Annotated in this window: 6 protein-coding genes and 1 tRNA gene; all 7 read left to right on the top strand. The window is 41.1% G+C overall.

Translation table 11 applies throughout. The features are described 5' to 3' along the window. The first annotated feature begins 881 nt into the window (after window positions 1-881). Window positions 882-1,586, top strand: coding sequence for a protein TolQ (gene tolQ / locus AN394_RS20625; protein WP_054561288.1), 705 nt, complete (start codon window positions 882-884; stop codon window positions 1,584-1,586). Next, window positions 1,573-2,007 (top strand): protein TolR, encoded by a 435-nt coding sequence (gene tolR / locus AN394_RS20630; protein WP_054561289.1) that lies wholly within the window; start codon window positions 1,573-1,575, stop codon window positions 2,005-2,007. The genes tolQ and tolR overlap by 14 nt, the downstream gene beginning before the upstream one ends. Window position 2,008: 1 nt before the next feature. After that, the gene (gene tolA, locus AN394_RS20635; RefSeq protein WP_055022445.1) at window positions 2,009-2,947 is read left to right on the top strand and encodes a cell envelope integrity protein TolA; all 939 of its coding nucleotides are present in this window, start codon (window positions 2,009-2,011) and stop codon (window positions 2,945-2,947) included. 9 nt (window positions 2,948-2,956) lie between these two features. Next, on the top strand, window positions 2,957-4,315 hold the full coding sequence (gene tolB / locus AN394_RS20640) for a Tol-Pal system beta propeller repeat protein TolB (RefSeq protein WP_054561291.1): 1,359 nt from the start codon (window positions 2,957-2,959) through the stop codon (window positions 4,313-4,315). A gap of 34 nt (window positions 4,316-4,349) precedes the next feature. Continuing rightward, window positions 4,350-4,892 carry a peptidoglycan-associated lipoprotein Pal gene (gene pal, locus AN394_RS20645; protein ID WP_054553016.1) on the top strand — a complete coding sequence of 181 codons (543 nt, stop codon included), beginning with the start codon at window positions 4,350-4,352 and terminating at the stop codon, window positions 4,890-4,892. A gap of 12 nt (window positions 4,893-4,904) precedes the next feature. Next, window positions 4,905-5,666 (top strand): tol-pal system protein YbgF, encoded by a 762-nt coding sequence (gene ybgF, locus AN394_RS20650; RefSeq protein ID WP_054561292.1) that lies wholly within the window; start codon window positions 4,905-4,907, stop codon window positions 5,664-5,666. Between the two features lie 168 nt (window positions 5,667-5,834). Further along, window positions 5,835-5,910: transfer RNA gene (locus tag AN394_RS20655), tRNA-Lys, on the top strand. Window positions 5,911-5,918: the final 8 nt, after the last annotated feature.

A 5,918-nucleotide genomic window follows, 5' to 3' on the forward strand; every position in this document is an offset into this window, starting at 1 on the left:
TTACCGCTTACCGCTTACCGCTTACCGCTTACCGCTTACCGCTTACCGCTTACCGCTTACCGCTTACCGCTTACCGCTTACCGCTTACCACTGGGTTGTTGTCTCATTTTAACATCTGTAATTCACATGCTGTTAAGTTATCGGTAGGTATTCTCATTGGCGTTTGTGTAGGCAAAAAAAAGCCCGCATAAGGATGCGGGCAAACAACAAGTTGAAGGAAGTAATCCAGGGAACTACGGTCTACTTGAATAAGGTTTTATCCCGATTTAAGTAAACCTAGAGCAATACGAAACTTCATATTGCTAAAAACGGAGCTTGATGAAAGAAACTTTCATGAGGTTGCTAGCTCGGTATAGGTAAATAATACGCAATGATGGATTTTTCTTCAAACTAGAAAAATTTTATTTTCAGATAAAAAAAACTAATGTGAGCTAAAAGTTGAATTGTTTTCTTTTTGTTCACTTTGTAACTATTTTGTTTTTAACCTTCTGAATAAAAGGGTTTTTATAAATTTTGTGATCTTTATTCAGGATTAGTTTAAGTATTCTGTAGTAGATTTGCAAAAGTGCTTTTGGGTGTTTATGCGTAATTTATGAATAAACGTCGTGTTTTTGGCTGTTTTGGTTGCTTTTAAGAGCTATTCTAGTGACTTATTATTAAGGTGAAAATATGCGTAAATGTGTTGATAAAACCTAATATGGCTAAAAAATAACTAAGCAAATTGCTTTTTACCGTTATTTGCCGCTAATTCACAGCAAGAGCGTTGTCAGTTTATAACTGACTAGATACACTAGATGTAACTTTTGGCCATGATTGTGGTCAATAAATGCAAGTGTAAAAAATATAACAAATTACATAGAAATCTATTTTAGGAGTTTAACGTGGGATCAGGGCTTAACTTTTTAGATCTTATTCTAGAAGCCAGTGTACTTGTCCAGCTAGTAATGTTGGCATTAGTCGGTATGTCGGTAATGTCATGGGCAATTATTTTTCAACGTAAAAAAGCGATTTCTGATGCACTTAATGGCGCTAAGCGTTTTGAGCAAAAGTTTTGGTCAGGTATTGATTTAAGTAAATTATATAACGAAGTATCTGCTCGTCCTGGTGGTGCATCAGGTGTTGAAGCATTATTCGTTGCAGGATTTAAAGAGTTTGCACGTCATAAGAAAAATACATTTCAAAGTGCAGGCATCGTAATGGAAGGCACACATCGTTCAATGCGAGTTGCGCTATCGCGCGAAGTTGAAAAGCTTGAGTCTAGTTTATCGTTTTTAGCAACAGTGGGTTCAATTAGTCCTTACATCGGTCTGTTTGGTACGGTATGGGGTATCATGAACGCATTCATCGCGTTAGGTGAAGTTAAACAAGCAACGCTACAAATGGTAGCGCCAGGTATCGCCGAAGCGCTGATTGCAACTGCAATGGGCTTATTTGCTGCAATCCCTGCTGTAATTGCTTACAACCGTTTTGCTAATAAAGTAGAAAAGCTTGAAGGTAATTACATTAACTTCATGGAAGAATTCGCCAATATTTTACACCGCCAAGCAGCTGCGCAAATAGAGGCTAAAGCGAATGTATCAGCGTAAGAAACGTCGCCCTGTAGGTGAAATAAACGTAGTACCTTACATTGATGTAATGTTGGTACTACTAATTATATTTATGGCAACTGCGCCACTTATTACCCATGGCGTAAAAGTGGACTTGCCGAAAATGGAAGAATCGGATTTAGTTGATACCAAAGATACACCGCCTATCATTGCGTCAATTGATGCTGAAGGTAAGTACTATGTAAGTATTGGTACTGACCCAGAAGCACCAATGGAAGCGCTGGATGTTGCGGCGGTAATTAAACTTCAACTGCAAAAAAATCCAGATACACCTGTGATGATTAAAGGTTCTGGCCGTGTTTCTTATCAAGAAGTACTGCTGCTTATGGACTTTTTGAAAAATGCTGGTGTGCCTTCAGTGGGTCTTATGACCGAATCATTCGAGGGGACGAAAGGCTAGTATGGGTGCATCAGTAGTAAAATCGGTTCTTTTGCACCTTGCAATAGCAGGTTTATTAGTAGCAACAGCTAATTTTCATATGCCAGCGCCTAAGGTGATGGAAGTAACGCTGAACCCTGCTTTACCAGAGCCTGAAAAAGCCGTTGCCGCAGTAACGGTTGATCAGCAAAAGGTTGAGCAGAAAATTGCCGAGCTTAAAAAGCAAGAAGAAGCAAAAAAACGAGCCGAAGCAAAACGTATTCGTGACCTTGAGCGCCGTGCAAATGATGCACGTAAGCAACGTGAAGCTGAAGACAGACGCCTTAAAAAGCTAGAGCAGCAACGCCGCGCGAAAGAGAAAGAAAAAGCAGAAGCAGAAGCACAAGCGAAGAAAGCACGTGAAATTCAAGAGAAAGAACGAGCTAAAGCGCAACAGGCTGAAAAGCAAAAGCAAGAAGCTGAAGCCGCAGCGAAAGCTGCAGCTGAAAAACGTAAAGCTGAAGAAGAAGCGTTAAAGAAAGCGGAAGAAGAGCGTAAGCGTAAAGCTGCCGAAGCTGAAGCTGAACGTAAACGCAAAGAAGCTGAAGCAGAGCGTAAACGCCAGCAAGCATTGCAAGAGCAAATTCTACAAGAACAATTAGCTGCTGAGCAGGCTGCACGTAATAAAGTGCGCCAGCAACAAGTAGTGGGCGAAGTTGAAAAATATAAAGCGTTAATTATGGCGCGCATTCAACAAAACTTCTTAAAAGATGAGAAGATGAAAGGTAAAGAATGTCGTCTTAATATTCGTCTTGGTTTTAATGGCTTAGTGACTCAAGTAAAATCACTGGGCGGAGATACCTTGGTATGCGAAGCTGCAATGCGCGCGGTGCGTATGGCAGACACACTACCAGTATCACCAGACCGTGAAGTATTTGAGCAACTTAAAAATATTAATTTAACAATAGCGCCTCAATTTTAAAGGAATGATATGTTTAACCAGATAAAAACAGCATGTTTTATTGTATTACTGGGCTTTCATGGCATTGCCAGTGCTGCACTAGAAATTGTGATCACCGATGGTATTGACGGTGCACGTCCAATTGCGATTGTACCTTTCCAGTACAATGGTGTAGGAACTATCCCTGAAAAATTAAGCTCAGTGATTGCAGCTGACTTAATGCGTAGTGGTAAGTTTAAGCCAATTGACGTGAACACAATGCCGCAGCTTCCAGCTACTGACACCGACGTTGATTACGGCGCTTGGGTTAATAAAGGCGTTGAAGCGGTTCTTGTAGGCCAAGTAGAGCAGCAAACAAATGGCCGTTACTTAGTTAAGTATGAGCTTATTGATGTTATTCGTGGTCAAATTACCGGTGGCGAAACGCAAATGATGAGCAATGGCCAATTAGTTAAAAGCCAAGATCACATTTTAGACGCGCGTGAAAGCGTAATTGCTGAAACAGGTTTTCGCCGTTACGCGCACCGCATTAGTGATGTAGTTTACGAAGCGCTTACGGGTGAAAAAGGTGCATTCTTAACGAAGATTGCTTATGTGATTGTTCGCGAAGAAGAGCCTAAGCCATACCAGCTTGTAGTTGCTGATTACGATGGTTTTAATGAGCAAGTGTTACTTCGCTCTAAAGAGCCATTAATGTCACCAGCGTGGTCACCTGACGGTACTAAGCTTGCGTACGTAACATTTGAGAATCGTCAAAGCCAAATTTATATTCAAGATTTATACACAGGTAAACGTGAGCTGATCACAAGTCACCCTGGTATTAATGGTGCACCGCAGTTCTCGCCTGATGGTAAAAAGTTATTATTAGTGCTTTCTAAAGACCGAAATGGTGCAACAGAAGTATATGTTTTAGACCTTGCAACTCGTAAAGAAAGACGCCTTACAAACCACCGTAGTATAGATACTGAACCATCTTGGTTCCCTAATGGGCAAGATATTGTGTTTACGTCTGAAAGGGGTGGTAATGCCCAGATTTATAAGTTAAATTTGCAAACTGGTAGGTCAAAACGCATGACGTTTGACGGAGATATGAACCTAGCAGGTTCGGTTTCTCCAGACGGAAAAGAATTAGTGATGGTGAACCGTACCAACGGTCAATACCATCTTGCTAAGAAAGAGCTAGCTACAGGCGCGTTCCAAGTATTAACTAGAACTCGCTTAGATGAATCACCGAGTATCGCTCCAAACGGCTCGATGATTATCTACAGCACGCTTCATAATAATAAACAGGTGTTGGCGTTAGTTTCTATGGACGGTCGCTTTAAAGCACGCTTACCTGTGCTAAACGGACAAGTAAAGGCACCAGCTTGGTCGCCTTATTTACAGTAATTTTACTGGTTTACTCAATATAGGAATCAATTAAATGCAACTTAATAAAACTTTAAAAGGCCTGCTAATTGCTGTGCCAGTGATGACATTAGCGGCGTGTAGCTCTTCTTCAGGTGTTGACGAAGGTGCTGCAAACCAATCTAACCAAGGTATGGTTGAGCAATCAAACAACACTGATACTGTTGAAGTTGCAACGCTTACTCCAGAGCAACAAGCTGAAGAAGCACTTCGTGAAAAGTACGAAGCGTTACGTCAAGAGCAAATTATTTACTTTGGTTTTGATAACGCAAAAATCCAAAGCAAATATGCTGAACTATTACAAGCACACGCTGAGTTCTTAGTACAAAACCCTTCAGTGAAAGTACTAATCGAAGGTCACGCAGATGAGCGCGGTACGCCTGAGTACAACATCGCACTAGGTGAGCACCGTGGTCAAGCAGTAGAAAAATACCTACAAAGTTTAGGTGTTTCTGCTAGCCAAATGTCAGTAGTGAGCTATGGTGAAGAGAAGCCAATGGTTAAGTCTCGCACTGAAGAAGCGTTCGCGAAGAACCGTCGCGCAGTATTAGTTTACTAATAAAGAGTCATTATGAAGCCGAAAATTATTTTGGCAGCAATGATCTTAAGCGGGAGCACCCAGTTATGGGCTGCTCCCGCTCCTGTTTCAGAAGCTGCAAGCTCGCAATCGAGCATTGAGAAGCGTTTAGTCGCTTTAGAAAACATGATGAAGTCACGTAATTTATTGCAAGCTGAGCTTCAGCAGCAGCTTAATATTTTACAAGACGAAGTGAGCCAAGTACGTGGTATTACTGAAGAGCAAAGCTATAAGCTTGAAAAAGTATTACAACGTCAGCGTGAGCTTTATCAAGAGATTGAGAACCGTGTAAGCCAAGCTTATAGCCAGCCTGCTGCAACACAAACTCAACCTACTAACACTTATACGGATGTGGGTGCATCACAGGCAATCAGTTCAGACTTATCTGAAAACGAAGCCTATGAGCGTGCTGTAGCGTTAATCATGAAAGATAAACGTTATGAGCAAGCAATTCCTGAGTTCCAAACATTCTTAACTACTTACCCTAATTCAGTGTATGCATCTAATGCGCATTATTGGTTAGGTCAGCTGTTAACAATCCAAAACGATCAAGCTGGTGCAACTGAGCACTTTAAAGTTGTTGTGAATGAATACCCTAATTCTAATAAGCGCCCAGATGCGATGTTAAAGTTAGGAAACTTATTAGCGGATCAAGGTTTAGGCGAGCAAGCCCTTAAAACCTTTAATGATTTAATTAATCAGTACCCAAGTACTACCGCTGCTAAATTAGCCACAGAACGTCTGTCGCAAATGTAGATTTGACCTGATTAGACTGCTTTTTGACATAAGCGGTCTAAAATTAGGCAACTAGACATAAAAACTTAAAAAAAGAGATATTTTCTGTTGCACTCAGCATTTAAATAAGTATTATAAGCGCCCGCAGCAGGCGATTGGTAACAACAGCCAAAATGCGGAAAAAAGAGCGGGTCATTAGCTCAGTTGGTAGAGCAGTGGACTTTTAATCCATTGGTCGATGGTTCAAGTCCATCATGACCCACCATTCTCTTA

Origin of the sequence: Pseudoalteromonas sp. P1-26, from assembly GCF_001401795.1 — a bacterium.
GTDB lineage: Bacteria > Pseudomonadota > Gammaproteobacteria > Enterobacterales > Alteromonadaceae > Pseudoalteromonas.